Below are 18,810 nucleotides of genomic sequence, written 5' to 3' on the forward strand. Positions count from 1 at the left end.
AACTTTAAAACTCCTATTTTTTGTATGATATCAAAACACAAGTGAAGTTTAATTAAAATACGAAACAAATATATAAAAAGGCAATGATAATGTCAATAACAAGACAAATAATATTTTTAGCAAAAAAAGATTGTATTAATGAATTAAAAGCACTACTAAAAACAACAATTGAAGGTAGTAAAAAAGAAGAAGGATGTTTAATGTATGAAGTTTTTCAAACAAAAAACAATCCAGTAGAATTTATTGTTATTGATTCATGGGAAAATGAAGAAGCTTTAAATGCACATTATGAAAGTGAACACTATTTACATTTTATAAACAACTTCCAACAATATAATGCTCATATAGAGCCATTTGAACTTGAAGTTTTATAAAAATTAAGGATTACACTAATGAAAAAACAACGTAGAATTATAAATGCTTTAGTTCTAATAATAGTTTTAATAATGGGATACATTACTTTTTTTCCAGGAAGAGAAGCTATAAGTGAAGAGATTAAAAATAAACACTTTACAAATATAAGTATAAATAAACTTTATAAAATTAAAAATGCAAATGAAAGAAAATACTTTGTAATAGAAGATAAAAAAACTATCAAAGTTTTTGAAGTAGATGAAAATACAAATGAAATTCAAAAAAAGACAATAATTCCTTTTGATGAATACTGGTTTACAGAAAAAAACCAAGGAATAGATACCTATTTAGTTCTTTTTAAAAATACAACAAAAACTGAAATACTGCTTTTTGATAATGATATCAGAACTTTAAGTAAAGAGTTAAAATAGATTTAAAGTTCAAAAGTTAAATAATACTTTTGAACCATATTTGTGAAAAAATATCAATTGCATCTTCTATTTCATTTTCTTGAAGACCCCCAAAGCCCATCATTATTGCTTGCCAATTATCTCCACTTCTTGTTTTTGCAAAGTAAAGTTTTAGTGATTCTTCTTTTGATAATTTTATTAATTTATTCCAATTAAAAGGAACACTTGGGTTTATAAGTATTGCTAACCCTCCACCTTGTGATTCTATTTTTATTGTATTTTTTAGTTTTTCTTTTAATAGTTTATACATTAAATTATGTTTCTTTTTATTTAATGTTCTAATTTTACGTAAATGCTTATCCCAATGTCCTTTTTTTATAAACTCTTCAAGTACTTTTTGTGTAGTCAAACACACTCTTGCGCCATGATATGAAAAGTCTTTTTTAAATTTATCAAGTAAAGTATTTGGTAAAACTAAATAACTAACACGAAGACTAGGTGAGAGTGCTTTTGAGAATGTACCAATATAAATAACACGTTCTTCTTCATCTAAACCTTGAAGTGAAGGTATTGGTCTATTTTGATATGTTAATTCACTGTCGTAATCATCTTCAATTATAAAAGCATTCTTTCTTTTTGCCCAATCAAGAAGTTTAAACCTATTTGATATAGGTATACTAACTCCTGTTGGGTACTGATGAGAAGGTGTTATATATACAAGTTTTGATTTTGAATACTCTAGCTGCTTAATATCAATTCCATCTTTATTTATATTTATTCTATTTATATTATAAGAATGGTTTTCAAAAACTTTTCTTGCAACATGATAACCTGGTTCTTCTATTGCTAAAGTGTCAAAATCTTCTTTTAATATCATTGCCAATAAGGACATACAGTCTGCAAATCCATTTCCTAATATAATTTGATTCTCATTACACTTGACTGCTCTTGAATGGTTTAAATATTTTGCAATTTGTACTCTTAATCCTAATTCACCTTGATTATTTGTATATTCTCCTAAATTAATTTGATTATCTATTACTTTATTAAAAACTCTTTTCCATGTTTTTAAAGGAAAAGAGTCTTTTTCTAATTTTGCTGGTGCAAAATCATATTTAATTATATTTACTTCTATATTTTTATCATTTATTTGTTTAGAAATTTTAAAATTACTTGTATTTGTATTTATTACGTAATATCCACTTTTTGGTCTACTATTTATAAATCCTTCTACTATTAATTGAGAGTAAGCAGTTTCAACGGTGTTTTTACTAATATTGTAAGAACTAGATATTTTTCTTATTGAAGGTAATTTTTGATCAATCGTATAGTTAGAGATGATGTCTTTTTTTAGTTCTTCAAAAAGTTGAATATGAAGAGGTTTTTTAATTTTAGGATTAAGTATATACAAAACTGTCCTTAATATTTTTTTATTATTTGGCACTTACAATAAGTACACTTTAATGATATACTACACAAAAAAAATAAAAGGAAGGTTTAATGAATATTGGAATTTATATTTATGATGATGCAGAGGTATTAGATTTTTCTGGACCTTTTGAAGTGTTTTCTGTAGCTTCAAGATTTTTAAAAGAAAGTGAAAAGTTTAATGTTTTTCTAATAAGTGAAAATAAAACTACGATAATTGCAAGAGGAGGGTATGAAGTAAATTCAAAATATACTTTTACTAATCATCCAATTTTAGATGTTTTAATTGTTGTTGGTGGAGTACATACAAAAGAAGTAAAAAAACAAAATGTAATTACTTGGATTACTAATCAAGCTAAAAGTACTAAACTAATAGCTTCTGTTTGTACAGGTGCATTTTTATTAGCTCAAGCAAAAGTAGTAACAAATCATAAAGTAACTACTCATTGGGAAGACATAGAAGACTTAAAAAATGATTATCCCCATTTAGATGTTATAAAAAATGTTAGGTGGGTAGATGAAGGAAATATTGTAAGTTCAGCAGGAATATCAGCTGGTATTGATATGAGTTTACATTTAGTTTCTAAACTTCATAGTAATGATTTAGCTCTTAAAACAGCAAAACAAATGCAATTTGATTGGACAAAGAATAATTAAGATGAAAAAAATACATGAAATAAAAGACAAGATTTTAATAAATGGCGTTTTGGAAAAAGTAGAGTTTGGAACACTTGCTTTATGTTTTGAAAATAAACCATATTCTTTACCTTTAAATTTTGTACAGTTCAAAAATGATATTTATTTTCATGGTACTAAGAAAGGAAAGAAAATAGATATGATAAAAGAAAATTCTAATGCTAGTTTCTCAGTTGTTGAAAATATATCTTTTCTACCTTCTTACTTTAGTACAGCAGACGAAAATGCATCACCTGCAACTCACATGTATAAATCTGTAATAATTGATGGAATTATTGAAATAGTTGAAGATTATGAACTAAAAAAGTCAGCGTTATCTGCATTAATGGAAAAATATCAAAAAGAGGGTGGATATAAAACTTTAGATGATGAGATGTATGAAAAAATTATAAATGCTACAGGTGTTTATAGATTAATAAATAAAGAAATTAGTGCAAAGTTTTACTTAGGACAAAACTTCAATGAACAAAGGTTTAAAAGAGTAAGTGAACATTTAAAACAAAGAGGAAGAAAAGAAGATTTAGCTACTTTAAAAATATTAGAGGAGTTTAGAAAATAACTCCTTTATATTTATTTAGTTTGAATATTTGCTGCATATCCAAGATTGGAACGATTTTTTATTATTCCATAATAAGTTTGATCTCTTATTTTTTTAATCATATTTCTAAATGTATAAATAGAAACATTATCTTTTTTCCAAGATACTTCCATTAGTTTTTCAACAGAAACGATTTCGCCATTAGCTTGGATAAGGTTACGTAAAAGTTCTTTTCCAATTCTTGTTAAGAGAACTTCTTTGTTTTCTTTATCATATAGTTTATTTAATTGTTTATTATAATTAAAACCTTCTCCTAAATCTATTCTTAATAAATCATATTCTATTAAATCTAAAATATATTCTGAGTCGGTTAAATTTCTTCTTTTGAGTTTATAAGATAATTCATTTTCTAATTGTTCTGATAATTTAAAAGTTATTGTCCTCATATAATCTCCTTTAACTTTAAAGAGATTATACATTAAATTTATTTAATAACTAATATAAGTCCTATGAAATAGATAGTTGCTATAATAATAATTTTATAACTTTTTATATGCTTCCGAAGAATAGTATTGTTGAAATTATTGATTAAGTTCTAATTTTTTTAATATATCTATAAATAGATGGCTCTGACATAGCAAGTTTATTTGCCACTTCTTGAACAGAACCTCTTATATTGAAAATTCCACACTCTTCAAGTGCTTTCATTACTTCTGTTTTTTCTTTAGGAGTCATTCTTGTAGGAGTTACATTAAATTGGTCAATAATTGTATCAATTTTATTAAGTGTTAACTCTTGTCCATCTGAACTTAGATTTTCTTTGATAATATTTAATGATGATAATTTATCATCAACATAATTAGGTAATAAAGAAGTTAAAAAAGATAAAGAGTTTTTTACTTCTTGATAATCTGAGTTTAAACCTAATGCTCCAACAATTTTATTTGAATCATCTCTAATAAAGTATGTAGAAGAGTATAAAAGTTTGCCTTCAATATTTTTTGAATTATAATTACAAATAAACTGTTTATTTCCTTTTGATTCGCTAAGAATAAATTCTAACATTAAATCTGTAATTGAATCTCCAATTTTTCTACCACTTATATGTCCATTTACTATATAAACAATTGACTTTTGATAATCAGTTAAATCATGAAGTATCACTTCCGTGTTTGAGCCTAGAACTTCTGCTAAAAAATCTGCAATTGATATGTATTTATTAATATATTTATTCAAAAAAAGCCTTAGATATTTTATGAAGAGTTATTATAGAAGAATAATAAATTATTGTCAAAAAAATGATAAAAAATTATTACAATAATAAATTTGTATTAAAAATATACAATAAAAGTATAAAAATGATAAAAATTTATTATATAATACTTTTAATGAAAATAAATTATCATAAAAAAGGAATAAAATGAAAGCTATTAACTCAACAAAAGCACCAAGTGCAATCGGACCATATTCTCAAGCTGTGGACAAAGATGGTTTTATCTTTGTATCTGGACAATTACCAATTGATGAAAATACAGGAGAATTTGCAGGAGATGACATTGCATCACAAGCAAGACAATCAATGGAAAATATCAAATATATTTTAGAAGAAGCTGGATTAGAAATGAAAGATATTTCAAAAACTACTATACTATTAAAAGATCTTGAAGATTTTGTAACTGTTAATGAAATTTATGGAGAGTATTTTACTGTGCCTTATCCAGCACGTGCAACATATGAAGTTGCAAGATTGCCAAAAGATGCTTTGATTGAAATTGAAGCAATTGCTAAAAAATAAAAAATAAAATTTATTATAAAATTAATGGAGAAATAAAATGAAAAAAGATGTGATTATTGTAGGTGGTGGTTGTATTGGACTTATGAGTGCATATTGTTTACAAAAAAGTGGTAGAAGTGTAACTGTAATTGAAAAAAATGATATTACAAATGGTACATCTTTTGGTAATGCAGGATTATTGTCAGCATTTAAAAAAGCTCCATTAAGTGCTCCAGGAGCTATTACTGATACTATTAAATTAATGCTAAAAGGAGAATCACCTGCAAGTGTTCATCCTACATTTAATTTACATTTATATAAATGGCTTTTAAAGTTTGCTGCAAGTTCAACTGAAGCTAGATTAAGAAGAACATTAGCATTATTTGAAAGATATGGGCAAATTAGTTTAGATATGTATGAAGCTATGGTTGAAGATGAAGGAATGGATTTTCACTTTAGAAAAGATGGATTACTAATGATTTATACAGAGCAACAAACATTTGATGCAAAAGCTGCTCATTGTACAGACCCAGATGCTTATGAAATTCTTTCTAAAGAAAAAACTAAAGAGTATATGCCAATTTTAAATGATAAGGTAATAGGTTCTATTTTATTAAAAGAAAATGGTCACATTGATCCAGGTGAAATGATGCTTGAATTAAAAAAATATTTAGAAGCAAAAGGCGTTGAGTTTCTTTTAAATGAAGAAGTAGATAGATTAGAGTTTGAAGGTTCAAAAGTTAGTAAAATAAGAACTTCTAAAGGTGTTTATGAAGCTGAAACATTTATTCTTTCAACTGGAGCTGATGATAAACTTGCACGACAAGCTAAAAACAAATTTATGATGACACCTGCAAAAGGTTATAGTCTTACATTTAAAATGAATGAAGAATTAATGCCTAAAACTACATCATTATTTGCAGATCTATTTATTGCAATGACTCCAAGAAAAGAAACACTAAGAATGACTTCAAAATTAGAACTTGGAACTACAGATCCATCAATTGTAAAAAAACAAATTGATAGTATGAATAAAAACTTAGCTCAATATACAAATGAATTTGAAAGAAGAGATGTTGTTGAATGGTCAGGATTTAGACCACTTACTCCAAATGATATTCCAATTTTAGGATTTGATGAAAACTATAAAAACTTAGTTCATGCAACTGGTTTAGGATGGTTAGGAATTACATTTGCCCCTTCAATTGGAAAAATTATCAATGATGTTATTACTATTGATAAGAAAAATGAAACTAATGCGGATATTTTATTGTTTTCATCATTTTTTCAAGGATAGATTTTAAAGAAAGAGTTTTTCTCTTTCTTTAGTTAAAAAAAGCTTATTTACTAAATCAATTAATTAATAATTAGATAGTTACGTAACAAAAAATTAATAATGTAATGTCTTATTACATTATATAAAATAAAAGGAGATATCATGAACAAGTTTAAGAATGTGCTATTTTATATGGCAATGATGTGTATACCAAGTCTAAGTTTTGCAGAGGAAATTGTAGGGATTGATCAGAAAATCGATCAATTTTTTACTACATATTTTGGTTGGTTTGCAAGTGCAATTTTTTATGGTGTAAAAATAGAAGATGGAGTAACTTTTCCCCTTATTGTTGGTTGGTTATTTGTTGCTGCAATAGTTTTTACTTTTTATTTTGGTTTTATACAATTAAGAAAATTTAGATTATCTGTAGATATAGTATCAGGTAAATATTCTGATCCTAAATCTAAAGTACCTGGTGAAGTTTCACATTTCCAAGCACTTACTACTGCTTTATCAGGTACAGTTGGCCTTGGAAATATTGCAGGAGTTGGTGTTGCTTTAGCAATTGGTGGACCAGGAGCTACTTTTTGGATGATTGTTTGTGGTTTATTCGGAATGGCTTCAAAGTTTACGGAGTGTACACTAGGTGTAAAGTATAGAAATGAGAATGCTGATGGTACAGTATCTGGTGGTCCAATGTACTACCTATCAAAAGCATTTAAAGAAAAAGGTAATGTAAAAACTGGTAAATTTTTAGCTGTTGGTTTTGCAATTATGACAATATTTGCAGCACTTGGTGCAGGAAATATGTTTCAAGGAAATCAAGCTAATGCGATGATTGTTCAAACATTTGGAATTGCTCCTGGTTATGGTTGGGTTACAGGTATTGTTTTTGCTGTACTTGTTGCAGGAGTTATCATAGGTGGTATGCCTTCAATTGGGTCTGTTACTTCAAAATTAGTTCCTTTTATGGCAGCTTTATACATTGGTATGGCACTTATTGTTTTAATCTCTCATTATGATCAAATAGGCGGTGCTTTTGAACAAATATTTGTTGGAGCATTTACTGGTGCTGGTGTTGCAGGTGGTTTTATTGGAGCATTAATACAAGGACTAAAAAGAGCAACTTTCTCAAATGAAGCAGGTGTTGGATCAGCTGCAATTGCGCATTCGGCTGTAAAAACTAAAGAACCAATAACTGAAGGTTTTGTTTCTTTACTTGAACCGTTTATTGATACTGTATTAATTTGTACAATGACAGCTTTAGTTATTACTATTTCAGGAATGAATACAGGTGAACTAACTGGTGTTGCATTAACTGCTGCTGCATTTACAGAAACTGCATCTATTTTTGAATATCTTTTAGCACTTGCAGTAGTTATGTTTGCCTTTTCAACAATGGTATCATGGTCATATTATGGACTAAAAGCATGGACTTATCTTTTTGGTGAAGGTAAAACAACTGAACTTGTTTATAAAGGAATGTTTTGTTTATTTGTAATTGTTGGTACAAGTATAAGTTTTGGTGCAGTTATAGACTTCTCTGATGCTGCAATGTTTGCAATGTCTATATTTAATATTATTGGGTTATATTACTTAATGCCAATTGTTAAAGAAGAACTTAAATCTTACCTTTCAAGAATTGAATCTGGAGAAATTAAAAAATATAGATAAAAGTATAAATGGTAGCTTCCTTTTTATAAGTGAAGCTATTTATACTTATTAAAATCTTACCTTAGGTTTAGTAAATATTCTTATGGTAAAATTATACCTTATAGAATAGTAGGAGAAATGTACGTGAATTTATCAAGACCTGTGTGGGCTGAAATTAATTTAGATAATTTAGCTCATAATATGAAAGAAACAAGAAGAGTTGTAAATAAAAATACATTAATTACAGCAGTTATAAAAGCTGATGGATATGGCCATGGTGCCGTTTGTATTGGACAAACTTTACTTGATAATGGAGCTAATAGATTTGCAGTTGCTACTTTAAGTGAAGCTATACAATTACGAGCATCTTTTCCAAATACTGAAATAATGGTTTTAGGTTACACTCCAAATGACTTAACAGAAGATATTTTAGCAAACAATATTATTCAAACTATTTATACTTTAGAGCAAGCAGAATACTTTTCAAAATTAGCACTTTTATCAAATAAAAAAATTACAGTACATATTAAACTTGATACAGGAATGAATCGTTTGGGTATGCAAGAAAGCCAAGAAACAATTGATACTATTTTACAAATGAGTAAACTTGAAGGCTTATTTATAGAAGGGATTTTTACGCACTTTGCAATGGCTGATGAAATTGATAAAGAATATACTAACAATCAAGTAAAAAAATATAAAAGAATTGTAAATACATTAGAAGAAAATGGTTTAAATATTCCTATTAAACATGTATCAAATAGTGCAGCTATTATTGATATGCCTGAACTTAATATGGATATGGTTCGTGCTGGTATTATGTTATATGGTTTATATCCATCAAAAAATGTTAATCAAAATAATGTAAATTTAAAAGAAGTAATGTGTTTAAAAGCGAAAATATCTCAAGTAAAAGAAATACCTAAAGGTACAGGTGTTAGTTATGGTTTAAAATACAAATGTACTAAAAATTCAAAAGTTGCAACACTACCAATAGGATATGCAGATGGATTAACTCGAATGTTATCAGGAAAAGCATCCACAATGCTTCAAAATAAAAAAGTTCCCATTATAGGAAATATTTGTATGGATCAATGTATTATTGATATAAGTGGTCTTGATGCAAAAATTGATGATGAGGTTGTTTTATTTGGTGGAAATGATAAAAATGGAATTTCTATCACTAGTGTTAGTGAACTTTTAAATACAATTAATTATGAAATAGTTTGTATGGTTGATAAACGTGTTCCTAGAGTATATATAAAAGATGAAAAGGCAATTTACTATAAAGATTATCTCAAACTTATTACAAGTTAATTCAAATTTTAATAGAATACGATAATTATAAACATTAAGGTAAAACATGTCAAGAAAAAACACTTCAAGCGTTGATACAACTAAAGGTGATAAGATTGCAATGAAGTCTAATCAAAATAAAAATCCTGTATTAGTTGATTTTAATCATAAAGAGATTGGTAAGCAAGTAGTAAACGCTAGAAAAGGTGCAAATGTAGATTTAGCAAAAGCTAAAGCTAAGAAAAAAGCCAAAATGGCTAAAGCTTCAAAAAAGAAGAATAAAAAATAAAATAGATTTTTTAATTAACAGAAAATTTAATTTCTGTTAATTAAGTTCTTTTTCTAAATCTTTTAAAATTTCTTTGTATTCTGAAGTTTTATTTGCTCCCATTCGTGCAATTTTATTATTAAATATAATAGTTGGAATTGCATAAACACCTTGGTCTCTCCAAAACTTCTCTTCATTTTCAATAGCTTTAATTTCTTTTTCATCATCTAAAAGTTTCATTGCCTCATCTGCATTTAATCCAACTGCTAAAAGTTCTTCTCTTAAAACACTTCTTTGGCTAATATCTTTTCTTTCTCCAAAGTATGCATGTTGTAATCGTACTTTTAATTCTGTTTGCTTGTTAAATTTTTTTGCATATTTAAGTAAGATATGAGAATTAAATGAATTTACTTTTTTCATTTCAGCAAAATAGTCAAATTCAAATCCTGTTTCTTTTCCTAAATTTGTCACTCTATTTCTTGTTTCTTGAAGCTTTTTCTCAGTTAAATTATATTTATCCATTAAGTATTCATTCGCATTTCTACCTTCTCTTGGCATATCAGGGTTAAGCTCAAAAGGATGCCATACAATTTCAACTTTTTCATTAAGTTTCAACTCATCAATAGCTACACTTAATCGTTTATAACCAATTGCACACCACGGACATACAACATCAGATACGATATCAATTTTGATTTTATCTGCAGCTGTCAAGTGCAAAGGTAAAATACACCAGTAGTGCAAAGTAAAAGTGCACCACTTTATTAATAGAAATAAATACAATAAACTCTAAATAAAATATTTGGAGTTGGTATGATTGATAAAGAGGAATTTACCGTGATACATACTTTACATAAAAGAGGATATAGTATAAGAGCTATATCAAAAATAGTTGGATTGAATAGAAGAACAGTTTCAAAACGATTAAAAGAAAATGAATTAAAATCTTATAAAAATATTCAGTATAAATCAAAATTAGATCCATATAAAGAATATATAATTTCCAGAGTACAACAAGCTTTACCAGATAATATTCCATCAAGTGTAATATATGAAGAGATAAAGAAATATGGATATGATGGAAAAGTGAGAATATTACAAACATTTTTAAGTTCATTAAAAATAGATTCAGCTCCAGAAGAAGTAATAAGATTTGAGACAAAGCCATCTTATCAAGCACAAGTTGATTGGACATTTATAAGAACAGGGAAAAATCCTGTATATGGCTTTGTTATGGTATTAGGATTTAGTAGAATGGCATTTGTATATTTTACAGATAATATGAGACAAGAGACTTGGCAAGATTGCCATGTTAAAGCATTTGAATACTTTGGTGGAGTTCCACAAACACTTCTCTATGATAATTTAAAATCAGTAGTAATACAAAGAGATAAATATGGGAAAAATCAACATGGATTTAATAATGATTTTTTAGAGTTTGCAAAAGATAATTTTATTCCAAAATTATGTAAAGTTTATCGTGCACAAACTAAAGGAAAAGTGGAAAGATTTAATCTATATTTAAAACGTAACTTCTATGTACCACTAAAAGCTGCTTTAAAAGGTAGTCAAGTAGAAATGAATTGTGACTTACTAAATAATAAAGTATTTACTTGGTTAGAAATGGCAAACTCAAGAATCCATGATACAACAAAGAAAAAGCCAATTGATCTGTTTAAAGAAGAGAAACATTTGTTACAGCCATTTTACTCAAGTGTAAAAGAAGTAAAAAATAAACAAGAAGATAATCATATAACTAACAGTATAAATTTAGAGAAACTAAATATAGATATAAAATATCATACAACAATTTCAGATTATGAAAAAGTGTTAGGAGTCTCGTATGCTACTGCATGAATCAATTAATGAATATTGTTCAAAGTTTAAACTTCCTGGTATTTTAGAACAGTATCAACACTTAGCAGATACAGCTTCAAAAGAGAAAATGTCTTATAGTGAATATCTACATAAATTATTAGAGTTTGAAAATATAGGAAGAGAACAAAGAAGTAAAGATATGCTTTTAAAAATAGCAGGGTTGCCTAAAATAAAAACAATTGATAGCTTCGATTATAAATCTTCATCAGTTGATAAAACACTAATAAATGAGCTTCTAACTTTTAGATTTATAGATGAATTTAAAAATATTTTACTATTTGGCCCAAGTGGAGTTGGAAAAACACATTTGGCAAGTGCAATAGCATATGCAGCAACACAAAAAAGAATAAAAACTAAATTTATATCTGCAAGCGATTTAATTATACAACTTGAAAGTGCACAATCTCAAAATAAACTTGATAACTACTTTAAAAGAGTTATAGGTACTCCAAGACTTTTAGTTATTGATGAGTTTGGATATGTAAAGTTCAATGAAAATCAAGCTAATTTATTTTTTCAAATAATTAATAAAAAATATGAATTAGGATCAATAATAATTACATCAAATTTATCATTTACAAAATGGAAGGAGGTACTCAATAATGATGAAGCATTAACAACAGCAATATTAGATAGATTAATTCATCACTCACATTTAATAAATGTTACAGGTGAAAGCTATAGATTGAAACAAAAAAGGGAAGCTGGATTGTTAAATATTTCTAATAAATAGGTGTTACAAAGTGGTGCACTTTTGCACTGCATATTGGTGCATTTTTGGATTGCACTTGACAGCAGCAAAAGAAAATTGGGAAATTATTGTTATTGAGAGTATTGCTTTTAATATTTTTTTCATATTTTCACTTTATATTGGGATATGAAATAATAGAATGAATGTTCTAAAATATAACTTAAAAAAAGAGTAACTAACTAGTTACTCTTTTTTTATCTTATTAAAGTTTAATATTATTCTGCAAGTAAGTTTCTGTAAAAGTCTCTATAGTTAGTGTCTTTTTCATCTCTAGCTTTCATCGCAGCTCTTGGATGTTCGTTTAATTGTCCTGTTAACATGTATGGAATTGAGTAACCCCAGTCAAGTTCTTTTTCTAATGGAATAATAAACTCTTCAATAAATTTTAATACTGGCATTAATTTATATTTTGGATTTTTTAAAAAACCAATTAAAAGTTCCATAGGACAGTTTCCAGCACCTCTTCCTAATCCAGAGATTGTAACATCAAGAAAACTTGTACCATATGTTAATGCTTCAATAGTATTAGCATATGCTAATTGCATATTATTATGTGCATGAATACCAATTTGTTTACCATGTGCTTGTGCAATAGTTAAATATTTTTCAGTTAATTTATTGATTTGCTCAGGGTAAAATGAACCAAATGAATCAGCAATATAAATTACATCAACACTAGATTTAGCAACTGTTTCTAAAACTTCAGTTAATTCATCATCAAATGATTTTGAAATAGCCATAATATTAATAGTCGTTTCATAACCTTTTTTATGTGCTTCTTCTACAAGTTCAATTGCAGCAGGAATTTGATGAATATAAGTTGCAATTCTAATCATATCAACTACAGATTCACTTTTTGGAAGTAATTCTTCATTTACAGTTCTTCCAATATCAGACATTACTGCAATTTTCATATTAGTATCGTTGTTTCCTACAATTCTTCTAATATCTTCTTCTTTACAGAAATTCCAAGGTCCAAACTCTTCTTCACTCATAATTGAAGGTGAATTGTTTTTTCCAATTTCCATATAATCAATACCAGCTGCTACACATGTGTCGTATTGTGCTTTTACAAACTCATCTGTAAAATGAAAATTGTTTACTAAACCACCATCTCTTATAGTACAATCAAATACTTTTATGTCTTCTCTTACAGTTAGTATTGAACCTTTTCTTTCAATCATAAATATTTCCTATTCTCTTTTAATAATATTTTTCCAAATAATATCTTAACACTGCTCAATTCATCTTTAAATATATGATAAACCTTGATTTATTTCAATGAATTAAATAAAGATTATATGTATACTGTCCTAAACAAAGGAATTTTAATGAAAAAACTAATATTTACAATTATAAGCATAGCTTTTATTTCTTCTTTATCAGCGCAAGCTACAGAAGTAAATAAAACAATTACAAAGAAAGAAAAAACTGCACTGACATTAGAAATGTGTAAAAAGAAAATGGGTCAAGATAATTTCAATTTTATTAAAGAAGTTTTCAATGATGAAAATGTGTTACTATTAAAATGTAAGGAAGCACTTAGTAAATAAATTTTTGTTATAGTATTAGATATGATGATTTAATAAAAGGAATTTATAATGAAAAGAATACTATTTATATCTATTTTAATAATACTAGACTTATTTGCAAAGAGTGAATTTATAAGAGATGATCAAACAGTAATTGATAAGAAATTAAATCTTCAATGGCAAGATAATAAGCAATCACAAGAAACAAAACTTTTTTTAGAGGATTCTATTAATCATTGTAATAGCTTAGCTTTACAAGATAAGAAAGATTGGAGGCTTCCAACTTATGAAGAGTTATTAAGTTTAGGTGATTATGAAGTATATAAACCCACTATAAATGATATATTCAAATATACAGCTTCTGGTCATTATTGGACAATTTTATATAAAACTACACAATTAGGTGAACATATTACATTGAAAGATTCCACAGAAGTAAAAAGAATTTACTTCAGCGATGGCTTTTCTTATGATAATGATAGAACTGGTAAAGCCTATGTTAGATGTGTTCGTAATATGATAAAAGATTAGTAAGAAGTTAAGTTTAAAACTTCTTCTATCTTGTCATAAGAATACATCTCATAGTTTGTAGTTTGCTCTTTTATAGCAGTTACTGCCATTCTATCAGCAAGCTCATTACCTTCAATTCCAGCATGACCTTTTACATGTTTGATTTCTATTAAATCTTTTATTCTCTCATATAGTTCATGAGTTTTTTTAATAAGTTCAAGGTTTTTAATCTCTCCTCCTTTTTTAGTCCAGCCTTTTGCTTTCCATCCATAAGCCCAAGTTGTAATACAATCAATAGAATATTTTGAATCAGAATAAATAGTAATAATATTTTTAGAACTTGTTTGCTTTGCTATTATTAAAGCTTGATAAAGTGCATTTAATTCTGCAATATTATTTGTACCATTTTCTACAAAATCGCCATGTAATAAAACTGGGTTTCTTTCATTTGAGTAAATAGCTAAACCACTTCCTGCAAGTCCTGGGTTTCCAGAACATGCTCCATCACAATAAATTCTAATATGCTCTTCATCTTCATCTATTTGTGTAGTATTTTGTGTGTTAGTTTTTGATGTTTCTTGAACTTTGTTACTTGTAGTTTTATTTGGTGTCTTTATATTATTAAACTCTAAAACCATATTGTAGTTTTTTAATATTTGTTCTTGTGCTTTTAATGCTAGTTTACCTTTTAAAAGCATAAGTCTATTTGCATCATTTTTTAGTATATCTTTATTTAGAACTACTTCTTTCCAGTTGTCTTCACAAGGGAAGGGTAGTTCTAATATTTTACATTGCTCTTTATTTAGTGTTTCCTCAAAGGAAATAAGGTGTATAAATTCGTAAGTGATTTGCATAAATTATCCATAATTTTTTCGCTGATTATATCAAAAAAAACTACATTTATCTATTTTTATTTATGCCCAATCTAAAAGTCTTTTATCACCTTCAAGTTTTTTAATATCTGTAATATCTTGAGACATTTCAATTACACCTTTGTAGTTTTTTTCTTCATCTCTAATTGCAAAATATCTAATATGAATAAACTTGCCTTTAAATTGAATCCAAAACTCAGCCGTATCTTGACGTCCTGCTTTAAACTCTTCAAGTATTTTAAGTACTTGGTCAACACTTTTTGGAGGATGGCAAAATTTAACTTCACGTCCTATTATTCCTGCACTTCTTGGAAATACTCTATCATCACCTCTATTGTAAAAAATTACAATATCATTTTCATCAACATAAGTAATATCTATAGGAAGGAATTTAAAAATAAAATTAACTTGTTCAGGAGTTAAATAACCTTCATCAAAATGTGTTCTATCTTCAAGTGAAAAAGGTAGTTTTCTTCTTTTTTTATCTTCACTTGGGTGAACATAATCTTCTTCTTTTACTTCAGGATATCTAACAGGAGCATCTGCAAACATCCAACCAATCTCTTTATCTCCTTCATACATTTCTTTCCAATCATCTTCATTTAACATTTCAAGTGCTCTTGGAAGAAGTCTTCCTTCTTCTACTTGTAAAAGATGATCTATACTATTAAATAGACTCATAGCATCATTTAAAATGTCACTTGAATCTTTTGCTTCAACTTTTTTTCTTACAAATTTAATCTCTTCTCTAATTTGGTCATGAAAAGCCCACATTCCCTGACTTGGACCTGTCCATCCGTATTTTTCTAAGTATGGGAAGAGCTGATTTTCTTTTCTTGCAAAGTGCTTTTCGATTTCACAGATTTGATTAAAGATATTATAAAACCTTTGGTAGTCTTCTTGCATATTAGTTTGTAAAAGTTCTTGAAAAAGTTTTCTTGTTAGTATATTTTCTTCAAGATAGACCCTTACTGGATGACCTTCTTGAAAGTTTTGTATATTTGATAAATCATTCATGTAAATTATATTCCTTAAGTTTTTTCTTTTAAATATAACTTAATGAATACAATTTTCCATGATATTTATCAATTTTTAGTTTTTTATGTAGTTAACTTACATATTCCAAGGAATTCCTGCAAGTATTAAAATTAAACCAATTGTAAAATAGATGATTTGAGTTTTGTATTTTTTTCTTTCATCTTCAATTCTTTTTGCTTTAAAAGAACCAATTGTTATTATAATTATTGCTATTAGCATAATTAAACTATGCTCAACTGCATAAAATCTTAATTCACTAATTGCCATAGAGCCTTTTACATCACTTAAAAAAATACTTGTTTTTTCACTAGTATAGTAAACATATAAACCTACAACAAACTGTAAATGAATGAAACCAACAGTTACATGAGAGAAGATATTATTAAATTTTGTAAATGGTTTATGTTTAAAATATCCTGTATAAATGCAATATAAATGCACTAAAAGTGTAATTAGTATTATCCAACGTAAACTTGAATGTATAATTAATTCTGTTTCCAATTTTATTTTTCCTTTAAGTTCCAAATGTGAGTATCGTTTTTATCACATAAGATTTTTTTTGTATTATCTTTTTTAACTATTTTTAACGAACCTTTACACTTTGGACAAATACCTTGAAGTTGTGTAAGATAAACATCACCTGCACTTGAGCATTCAAGATTATACTTTCCAAAGTATAAAATTCTTTTAAACATTAAAAATGCTGAAATTCCTAATAAAATTAAAAGTAAAATTAAAAATACTAAAGGCGTATAAGAGTGAGTTTCATTAAATAGCATTCCCGTATATAAAATACCCGCACCTGCAATTAGTATTACTCTAATAATTTTTAATTGTTTACCAAAAACTTTTATAGGTTTTTCTAAAATTCTTTCTAGTTTTGGAATTTTATCATTTTTCATTAAACTTCTTTCTTATAAACTGCAAAAAAATGAGGAATACTAGGTGTTTGATTATCATTATAAGCTTTAAAACTAATTTCTTTTAGTTTATCATCTGTTACAAACTTATTAATTTCTTCATAATCTAAAGGTAATGGTATTTCATCTTTTTTTTCATTTTTTTCTCTGCTTCTACATGATACTAAGATATGAGCATTTTTACTTAATAAATTTGACATAGCAATTCTTGCTTGAATTCTATACTCTCCAGGAAGAATTTGTATAGTGTTACACTCATAAACTACATCAAAATTTTCAAGCCATGCTTTATCATAATCAAATAAATCAGCGACTAGATAATCAACCTTAGTATTTGGGTATCTTTTCTTACATAGTTTAATAGCTTCAGGTGAAATATCAAAAGCTGTTACTTTATATCCATAATCACTTAAAGCTTCTGAGTCATCACCAACTCCACATCCAATTACTATTGCTTTTTTATCTTGTAAGTTACTTGTTAATTGATTTTTATTTTCTTCAAGCCACTTTACTAAATAAGGACTTGCTTCTAAATCTGCCCAAAATACTGCTTTATAATCACCTTGTGCATCTGTATAAACAGAATCACACCATGAAAAAGGTTCATCATTTTCATGGTGTTCTTTTACCATTTGTTTATATTTTACTGCATCAAACTCTATCATTTAGCTTCATCAATGATTTTTAATAGTGTTTCTTGTGTACTTTGCGCTAATTCAATAAAATCAGGGTTAATATCATCAATTAATTGAGTTAAAGAATTCATTGCAATATTTGTAATTCCTTCATCTTTATAAACTGAAATTTTACATGGCATAATTACTGATAAAGACATATCAGAACTTAAGAATTCTTTTGCAACTTTTGGATTACAAACATCTAAAATTTGACATTCGTTTTCAAAATCTATTCCTTTTGAATTTAGTGTATTTTTAACATTATGAATATGTAATACTCCAAAACTATAATTTGAAACGATTTCTTGTATTGTATCAACTACTTCTTGTACGCTTTTTTCTGATTGTTCTATATAATGCATTTTAATTCCCTAATAATTTTTCGTAATTATAATATACTATTTTTTTAAACTGGCTTTCTTCTTTTTTATAAAAGAAGTAGTAAAAAATATCTCTTTTTGAAATAAAATTAATGAAACAATCAAAGATAGCATTGCAAAGATAAACAAAGTTGCTATAAATACTGAACCATTAAACTGAAATATTGAACTTAAAAACATTGTTACAATAACAAGTGCTATTAATAGTCCAGTCATAGTACATAAAGAAATTGCATAGTTAATATTTTGCATTCTAAGTGTTAGTGATAACCTTCTATCTTCATGCTCATTATTTATACTAGTAGCATCAAATTTTTCTACTTTATCAATAATTCTTGATAATCTTCCTGTAAAAACATTTAGTAAGCCTGCCACACCCGCTAGTAAAAAAACAGGTGCGACTGAAAGCTGTATTAGATGAGAAACTGTGTTTACTCCCTCTTGTGTTATTGCTGTAATCATATTATATGCCTATAGTTTGTATTTTGTATAGAAGTTTATCATAATTTTGATTTTACTAATTCAATTGTTTTAATTTAGATATAATGCTAAAAAATCA

25 protein-coding genes are annotated in these 18,810 nt (G+C 27.0%); 13 read left to right on the forward strand and 12 right to left on the reverse strand.

The features are described 5' to 3' along the window. Positions 1-89 precede the first annotated feature (89 nt). Positions 90-374, forward strand: a complete 285-nt coding sequence (locus LPB137_RS05750) for a putative quinol monooxygenase (RefSeq protein WP_076085610.1) — start codon at positions 90-92, stop codon at positions 372-374. 18 nt (positions 375-392) lie between these two features. Continuing rightward, positions 393-785, forward strand: coding sequence for a hypothetical protein (locus LPB137_RS05755; protein ID WP_076085613.1), 393 nt, complete (start codon positions 393-395; stop codon positions 783-785). Between the two features lie 16 nt (positions 786-801). Here LPB137_RS05755 and pdxR read toward each other — a convergent pair whose 3' ends face one another. Next, positions 802-2,175 (reverse strand): MocR-like pyridoxine biosynthesis transcription factor PdxR, encoded by a 1,374-nt coding sequence (gene pdxR / locus LPB137_RS05760; protein WP_076085617.1) that lies wholly within the window; start codon positions 2,173-2,175, stop codon positions 802-804. Between the two features lie 89 nt (positions 2,176-2,264). Here pdxR and LPB137_RS05765 point away from each other — a divergent pair, with 89 nt between their 5' ends. Both LPB137_RS05765 and LPB137_RS05770 read left to right on the forward strand, forming a co-directional pair. Continuing rightward, positions 2,265-2,849, forward strand: coding sequence for a DJ-1/PfpI family protein (locus tag LPB137_RS05765; RefSeq protein WP_076085620.1), 585 nt, complete (start codon positions 2,265-2,267; stop codon positions 2,847-2,849). 1 nt (position 2,850) lies between these two features. Next, positions 2,851-3,447 carry a pyridoxamine 5'-phosphate oxidase family protein gene (locus LPB137_RS05770; RefSeq protein ID WP_076085623.1) on the forward strand — a complete coding sequence of 199 codons (597 nt, stop codon included), beginning with the start codon at positions 2,851-2,853 and terminating at the stop codon, positions 3,445-3,447. Between the two features lie 11 nt (positions 3,448-3,458). Here the strand turns inward: LPB137_RS05770 and LPB137_RS05775 are convergent, their stop codons facing one another. Continuing rightward, complete coding sequence (locus LPB137_RS05775) at positions 3,459-3,872, reverse strand: helix-turn-helix domain-containing protein (RefSeq protein WP_076085626.1); 414 nt, start codon at positions 3,870-3,872, stop codon at positions 3,459-3,461. 142 nt (positions 3,873-4,014) lie between these two features. After that, positions 4,015-4,662, reverse strand: coding sequence for a helix-turn-helix transcriptional regulator (locus LPB137_RS05780; protein WP_076085629.1), 648 nt, complete (start codon positions 4,660-4,662; stop codon positions 4,015-4,017). 184 nt (positions 4,663-4,846) lie between these two features. Here LPB137_RS05780 and LPB137_RS05785 point away from each other — a divergent pair, with 184 nt between their 5' ends. The 5 genes from LPB137_RS05785 (at position 4,847) to LPB137_RS05805 (ending at position 9,714) form a co-directional block, all read left to right on the forward strand. Then, complete coding sequence (locus LPB137_RS05785; RefSeq protein ID WP_076085632.1) at positions 4,847-5,221, forward strand: RidA family protein; 375 nt, start codon at positions 4,847-4,849, stop codon at positions 5,219-5,221. 37 nt (positions 5,222-5,258) lie between these two features. Next, positions 5,259-6,497: an NAD(P)/FAD-dependent oxidoreductase gene (locus LPB137_RS05790; protein ID WP_076085635.1), complete on the forward strand. Its 1,239-nt coding sequence runs from the start codon at positions 5,259-5,261 to the stop codon at positions 6,495-6,497. A 141-nt stretch (positions 6,498-6,638) separates the two neighbouring features. Beyond that, positions 6,639-8,150: an alanine/glycine:cation symporter family protein gene (locus tag LPB137_RS05795; RefSeq protein WP_083657140.1), complete on the forward strand. Its 1,512-nt coding sequence runs from the start codon at positions 6,639-6,641 to the stop codon at positions 8,148-8,150. Between the two features lie 123 nt (positions 8,151-8,273). Further along, positions 8,274-9,446, forward strand: a complete 1,173-nt coding sequence (gene alr, locus LPB137_RS05800; protein ID WP_083657142.1) for an alanine racemase — start codon at positions 8,274-8,276, stop codon at positions 9,444-9,446. A gap of 46 nt (positions 9,447-9,492) precedes the next feature. Further along, positions 9,493-9,714: a hypothetical protein gene (locus LPB137_RS05805; RefSeq protein ID WP_076085641.1), complete on the forward strand. Its 222-nt coding sequence runs from the start codon at positions 9,493-9,495 to the stop codon at positions 9,712-9,714. 36 nt (positions 9,715-9,750) lie between these two features. Here the strand turns inward: LPB137_RS05805 and LPB137_RS05810 are convergent, their stop codons facing one another. Next, positions 9,751-10,437 (reverse strand): DsbA family oxidoreductase, encoded by a 687-nt coding sequence (locus tag LPB137_RS05810; RefSeq protein ID WP_197682256.1) that lies wholly within the window; start codon positions 10,435-10,437, stop codon positions 9,751-9,753. Positions 10,438-10,506: 69 nt separating this feature from the next. Between LPB137_RS05810 and istA the strand changes: the two genes are divergently transcribed. Together istA and istB are read left to right on the forward strand one after the other, a co-directional pair. Beyond that, on the forward strand, positions 10,507-11,550 hold the full coding sequence (gene istA / locus LPB137_RS05815; protein ID WP_076085331.1) for an IS21 family transposase: 1,044 nt from the start codon (positions 10,507-10,509) through the stop codon (positions 11,548-11,550). Beyond that, a complete protein-coding gene (gene istB, locus LPB137_RS05820) occupies positions 11,537-12,304 on the forward strand; it encodes an IS21-like element helper ATPase IstB (protein ID WP_076085329.1) in 768 nt (255 codons plus the stop codon). The genes istA and istB overlap by 14 nt, the downstream gene beginning before the upstream one ends. A 233-nt stretch (positions 12,305-12,537) precedes the next feature. On the opposite strand, the gene LPB137_RS05825 is transcribed toward istB, so the two are convergent. Beyond that, positions 12,538-13,506 carry an aldolase catalytic domain-containing protein gene (locus LPB137_RS05825; RefSeq protein ID WP_076085647.1) on the reverse strand — a complete coding sequence of 323 codons (969 nt, stop codon included), beginning with the start codon at positions 13,504-13,506 and terminating at the stop codon, positions 12,538-12,540. A gap of 147 nt (positions 13,507-13,653) precedes the next feature. Here LPB137_RS05825 and LPB137_RS05830 point away from each other — a divergent pair, with 147 nt between their 5' ends. Both LPB137_RS05830 and LPB137_RS05835 read left to right on the forward strand, forming a co-directional pair. Beyond that, the gene (locus tag LPB137_RS05830; RefSeq protein WP_076085650.1) at positions 13,654-13,875 is read left to right on the forward strand and encodes a hypothetical protein; all 222 of its coding nucleotides are present in this window, start codon (positions 13,654-13,656) and stop codon (positions 13,873-13,875) included. Positions 13,876-13,923: 48 nt separating this feature from the next. Next, a complete protein-coding gene (locus tag LPB137_RS05835; protein ID WP_076085653.1) occupies positions 13,924-14,385 on the forward strand; it encodes an Lcl C-terminal domain-containing protein in 462 nt (153 codons plus the stop codon). Here the strand turns inward: LPB137_RS05835 and LPB137_RS05840 are convergent. The 7 genes from LPB137_RS05840 to LPB137_RS05870 form a co-directional block, all read right to left on the reverse strand. After that, complete coding sequence (locus LPB137_RS05840; protein WP_076085656.1) at positions 14,382-15,218, reverse strand: ribonuclease H family protein; 837 nt, start codon at positions 15,216-15,218, stop codon at positions 14,382-14,384. The two genes, LPB137_RS05835 and LPB137_RS05840, sit on opposite strands and share 4 nt — an antisense overlap. Before the next feature lie 60 nt (positions 15,219-15,278). Continuing rightward, the gene (locus tag LPB137_RS05845) at positions 15,279-16,253 is read right to left on the reverse strand and encodes a DUF438 domain-containing protein (RefSeq protein ID WP_076085659.1); all 975 of its coding nucleotides are present in this window, start codon (positions 16,251-16,253) and stop codon (positions 15,279-15,281) included. A 96-nt stretch (positions 16,254-16,349) separates the two neighbouring features. Next, entirely contained in the window at positions 16,350-16,775 is a 426-nt protein-coding gene (locus LPB137_RS05850; RefSeq protein WP_076085662.1) for a hypothetical protein, read from the reverse strand. A 2-nt stretch (positions 16,776-16,777) separates the two neighbouring features. After that, positions 16,778-17,176, reverse strand: coding sequence for a hypothetical protein (locus LPB137_RS05855; RefSeq protein ID WP_076085665.1), 399 nt, complete (start codon positions 17,174-17,176; stop codon positions 16,778-16,780). Further along, positions 17,176-17,859 carry a class I SAM-dependent methyltransferase gene (locus LPB137_RS05860; protein ID WP_076085668.1) on the reverse strand — a complete coding sequence of 228 codons (684 nt, stop codon included), beginning with the start codon at positions 17,857-17,859 and terminating at the stop codon, positions 17,176-17,178. Before LPB137_RS05860 ends, LPB137_RS05855 begins: the two co-directional genes overlap by 1 nt. Further along, positions 17,856-18,233, reverse strand: coding sequence for a DUF302 domain-containing protein (locus LPB137_RS05865; RefSeq protein WP_076085671.1), 378 nt, complete (start codon positions 18,231-18,233; stop codon positions 17,856-17,858). The genes LPB137_RS05860 and LPB137_RS05865 overlap by 4 nt, the downstream gene beginning before the upstream one ends. Positions 18,234-18,269: 36 nt before the next feature. After that, a complete protein-coding gene (locus tag LPB137_RS05870; RefSeq protein WP_076085674.1) occupies positions 18,270-18,713 on the reverse strand; it encodes a DUF2721 domain-containing protein in 444 nt (147 codons plus the stop codon). Between the last annotated feature and the right edge of the window lie 97 nt (positions 18,714-18,810).

The organism is Poseidonibacter parvus (assembly GCF_001956695.1).
GTDB classification, from domain to species: domain Bacteria; phylum Campylobacterota; class Campylobacteria; order Campylobacterales; family Arcobacteraceae; genus Poseidonibacter; species Poseidonibacter parvus.